Consider the following 4,412-nt stretch of genomic DNA (forward strand, 5'->3'; position numbering starts at 1 on the left):
AAGCCGGGGGATTCTCCGTATTCGGAACGTTCTCGTCGAAAAGTGCCATATGAACGAAAAACCCCCTACCTGAGTAGGGGGTTCTTGGCGGACACGGGGGGATTTGAACCCCCGGTCGAGTTTTAGCCCGACCCTTCATTAGCAGTGAAGTCCATTCGGCCGCTCTGGCACGTGTCCATCCGCTGTTTCCAGCAGAATCTAGCCTACCCGAAGATGGGCGCGTGTTCCAAAACGAGAGAGCTAACGCACCTGTCGCCACAGGAATTCGTAGCTGGTGGCCAGCATTTTGGCGGTTGACTCGTTATCCGTTGAACCGGCATGGCCACCGTCCTGTGGCTCGTGGTACCGCACATTGGCAATGCCCAGATCCATCATTTTGGCTGCCATGATGCGCGCCTGCGAAGGGCCGACACGGTCATCAGAAGTCGTGGTCCAAATCAACGAGGCCGGATAGTCATTGGCTGGATGAGGCTGGTCGGTGAGTCGATGCACGGGGGAGAAAGTCCGCAGGAAGTCCCAGTCCCCGGGAACCTGCGGGTCGCCGTATTCGGCAATCCAGGAATGGCCGGCAGCTAGCTGCGTGTAGCGCTGCATGTCCAATAGCGGGACGCCGCAGGAAATTGCTCCGAACAAGTGCGGGTAGCCAGAGATCATATTGCCCATGAGCAACCCGCCGTTAGAGCGCCCTGTCGCAGCCAAATGCGCGCGGGACGTCACCCGGCGAGCCACCAGGTCCTGGGCGATGGCTGCGAAATCCTCGTAGGCACGATGGCGCTTTTCACGCAGGGCAGCACGATGCCAATCTGGCCCGTACTCGCCACCACCGCGAATGTTGGCCATGACGTATACCGGTTTGCGGCCCTCAACGGTACGCCGCGATAACCAACCGATGCCCATGGCGGCTGCGTAGCCAGGGGTCATGCTGTGCTGGAAACCGCCGTAGCCGTCCATTAGCACCGGGTTCTTCCCATCGTGGACCAGGTCGGATGCCGCGACCTGGAAATATGGAACCCTGGTGCCGTCCGCAGAGGACGCAAAATGCTGGGTGACTTCAAAACCACCGGCATCAAAGCGATCCGGCGATTTCTTCACGACCTTTGCTGCCGAACCAACTGTGCCGCGCAACAAGGTAGTAGGGGTCACGAATCCGGTGATGGTCATCCAATAGTCATCGCCATGCTCCGGGTCCTCATCATCAACGGCTCCCACCGAGACGCTGAGCATTGGATCCTTCAGCGGCATGTCCGACTGGCTGAAATGATCTGCGAGATCAATGATGCGCACTTGCGAAGCCACATCACGTAATACGGTGAGCAGCAGATAATTGGCGGTAAAGCTCAGTGATTCCAGCGCAGTGTGCGCATCCGGGACGAAGAGAACCTTCTCGATGCTGCCGGACTCGAGGAATCTATCCAGCCGGGCGATAGCCAATGAACCCGCAGCGATCTTCTGGCCCTGGTGTTCCCAATTGGTTTGGGGAGCAAAGAGGACCCACTGCCGGTGCAGGCTGACCTGCACATCGGTTGGAACATCGATCAGATGGTGTTCCCCGTCGATGAGGACACCGGCATTGGAATTGTAGAAGTCGATGGCATCAGTGGTGACCACGCGTTCGAATCCCGGAGTCGAATCGAAGTAGCCGAAGGCTGCAACATGTTCTCTATTGACTTCGAAGAGAATTGGCGCTTCTTCGATCTCCATGCCGCGGCTGAGCCTTCGCAAGGTATTCGCGTAGGTCGAACGGGTTGTGAACTGCTCGCTGCTGGCGGCACCGACAAGCAACGTATCGTGGTCAATCCACGAGGCTTGGGTCTTCGCAACGGGAAGGTCGAAACCGCCGGCAACGAAGCTCTTGGAAGCCAGATCGAATTCGCGAATGCGCACCTGGTCGCCGCCGTCAGGGCTCAAGCGAAGCAGCGCCCGCTGGTAGGCGCCACCGGCCGCTGGACGCAGGAGTGCTGAACCAGCGAAATGCCATTCGTGGCCTTCCAGCTGCGCATGCAGGTCAAGATCCAATAGGATTTCCCACTGCGGGTCGTCGCTGAGGTAGGAATTCCAAGTGGTGCGACGCCAAAGTCCAAGACGATGGGCGGAATCGCGCCAGAAGTTGTAGTAGTGATCGCTACGCTTGGTCACCATGGGAATGCGGTCTTGGGCATCCAGGACCGTTTTGATCCGCTCCGCAGTGGCATGGAATGAGTCGTCGTACAGCTCGGACTCGGTACGTTGGGTCTGATCCCGCACCCATTCGAGTGCCGTTTCGTCGTGAATTCCTTCAAGCCAGGAATACGGATCAGCGCTTGCAACCTCAGAATCATGCTCAGTCATGGCCATAGTCTATGCGTCTGGCCCATGCCCTGTTCCAAAGGTAATAACCTAGAGGAGTGAACAGCGAGAAAGCAACACCAAAGAACGAGTTCAGCCTGGCCCTTGTCGGGGCAGGCCCACGCGGCACGAACGTGGTTGAAAGACTCGCTAACTTGGCGTTGAAACTCCCGGCCCAAGGCACCGTTCTGAAAGTTACGGTCTTTGATCCGTTCCCTCCGGGCTCCGGCCACGTGTGGAACCCGAAACAGTCGGAGCATTTCCTGATGAACACCCCGTCATCATTTCCGACAGTGGCCCCCGAACGGTTGGGCGATGAACCAGGGTTGAGCTTTCGCCAGTTCGTCGCACTGCGCGGCGATGGACGCAAGCTCACCGATGAGCATGCCAAGCTGATCGGGCAGATTGAACCCGGTTCCTATCCGTCACGCGCAATCTATGGCGAGTACCTCGAGCACGTGTATGAGCGCAGCGCAGCGATACTTGCCACCCACGAGAATTTCAGCATCGAACATGTAGCCGCAGAAGTCGTTGCGGTCCGCCCCGTCGGCAACGCCTATCAGATCGATTTCCGCAGTAACCTGGAGGGTGCCGAAACCCGTCAGCTGGCCGCTGACGCTGTGGTGCTGGCCTTGGGCCACCAGCCGGCAGAACTGAACCCATGGCAGAAGCAGCTCAAGGAAGCTGCCTCCCAAGCCGGGGCGACCTACCTGCCACCGAATGTTCCAGCGGACCTCGACTACTCCCAGTTCAAGGAAGGCCAGCCTGCGTTGATCCGCGGGTTGGGCTTGAATTTCTTTGACGGCATGGCCGAGCTGACGGCAGGCCGCGGCGGGATTTTCCGTGAGGCCAGCACCGAGCCGGGGCATCGCCTGCAGTACATCGGCTCAGGCCGGGAGCCGGCACTGATCGTAGCTTCGCGCCGCGGTACCCCCTACTGGGGCAAGCCAGTAGTGGAGCAGTTCATTCCTGATGAAATTGAACTACGCTACTTCGACGCTCCGGAACTCATCGGGCGCCTTGCCGAAGCACGCGCCACCAACCCTGCCTCCTCCTTGGTGTTCTCACGCCATATTTGGCCCAAACTGCACCGGGACATCTTGTTCGCCTACTACAGCACTTGCGCTCGCGCGCATGGCGCCCCGGAAGGCCTCGATGAGCGAGAATTCGTTGATCAGCTCGAAGCGATCCTCTCTGCGGAGCACCATGAAGGAAGCCAAGTGTGGCTTAGCGAGCTGCGCAAGTTCGTCGGGCAGTTCCCGCAGTTGCAGTGGCTCGATGTACCAAAGCTGGCAAGGCCATTTGAAGAAATCGGGTTCAGCTCCGATGAGCAATACCAGCAGGCAGTACGCGACTACCTCGTGGGCAATGCCCGGCACAGCACCGGCGGGCTAGAAGACCCGTTGTCATGCGCCATCATGACGATGAATGCCGGACGCATGCTGGTCAAGGAGCTGATTGCTTCTGGCGTGATCGACGAGCAGTCGCGCATTGAAGAAATCCAAGCGCACTTCGAGCCACTGGTCGAAGGGCTGTCCTCAGGCCCGCCGCTCGAACGCATTGAACAGCTGCTGGCGCTTTCGCGCGCCGGGATAGTAACCTTCCTTGGTCCGGACCCGGAGTTCGGCTTCGACGAGGTTTCCGAGCAATTCACCGCATCCTCGCCCTGGGTAGATGCGGAGGTGCACACTGCGAAGACCATGTGCGAAGCGATGATGCCGAGTAACCGCGTGCTGCAAAATAACGCGGCACTGATAAAGCAGCTCTTGGGAGATCACGTAGCGCGCGTGCACACTTGGAAGAACACGGAAGGCGAAAGCCTGCCTGGATCCGGTTTCGACGTGGTCGGTGAACCATACCGTCTGGTCAACAGCGATGGGCTGGCGCACCGCGGGCTATTCGTGCTGGGATTGCAATTGTCATCAGCGCAGTGGGGGACCGCGATTGCCGCGCAAGCGGGCGACCTGCGCCACCCCGCGGCCCGAACCTTGCAAGACGCAGCCAACGTAGTGAACGAAGTGGCTCGCCTGGCGGGGCTGATCGCCAACGAAAGATTAAGCGCGGAGCAGTATTAAGCAGTTTGGCGG

The 4,412-nt window shown here is 59.2% G+C and carries 2 protein-coding genes and 1 tRNA gene; 1 reads left to right on the plus strand and 2 read right to left on the minus strand.

Annotated elements, in window-relative coordinates:
- Positions 1-85: 85 nt before the first annotated feature.
- Both ACNPN0_RS08530 and ACNPN0_RS08535 read right to left on the minus strand, forming a co-directional pair.
- Positions 86-177: transfer RNA gene (locus ACNPN0_RS08530), tRNA-Ser, on the minus strand.
- Positions 178-240: 63 nt separating this feature from the next.
- Positions 241-2,328: a prolyl oligopeptidase family serine peptidase gene (locus ACNPN0_RS08535; RefSeq protein WP_448937425.1), complete on the minus strand. Its 2,088-nt coding sequence runs from the start codon at positions 2,326-2,328 to the stop codon at positions 241-243.
- 56 nt (positions 2,329-2,384) lie between these two features.
- On the opposite strand from ACNPN0_RS08535, the gene ACNPN0_RS08540 reads away from it, so the two are divergent.
- Positions 2,385-4,400 carry an FAD/NAD(P)-binding protein gene (locus ACNPN0_RS08540; RefSeq protein ID WP_448937426.1) on the plus strand — a complete coding sequence of 672 codons (2,016 nt, stop codon included), beginning with the start codon at positions 2,385-2,387 and terminating at the stop codon, positions 4,398-4,400.
- The last annotated feature ends 12 nt before the right edge of the window (positions 4,401-4,412 follow it).

The organism is Glutamicibacter sp. AGC84 (assembly GCF_053543575.1).

What these genes read in the sequence shown, in the direction of transcription:
- ACNPN0_RS08535 (WP_448937425.1), bottom strand. Translation starts at nt 2,328, where the DNA reads ATGACTGAGCATGATTCTGAGGTTGCAAGCGCTGATCCGTATTCCTGG.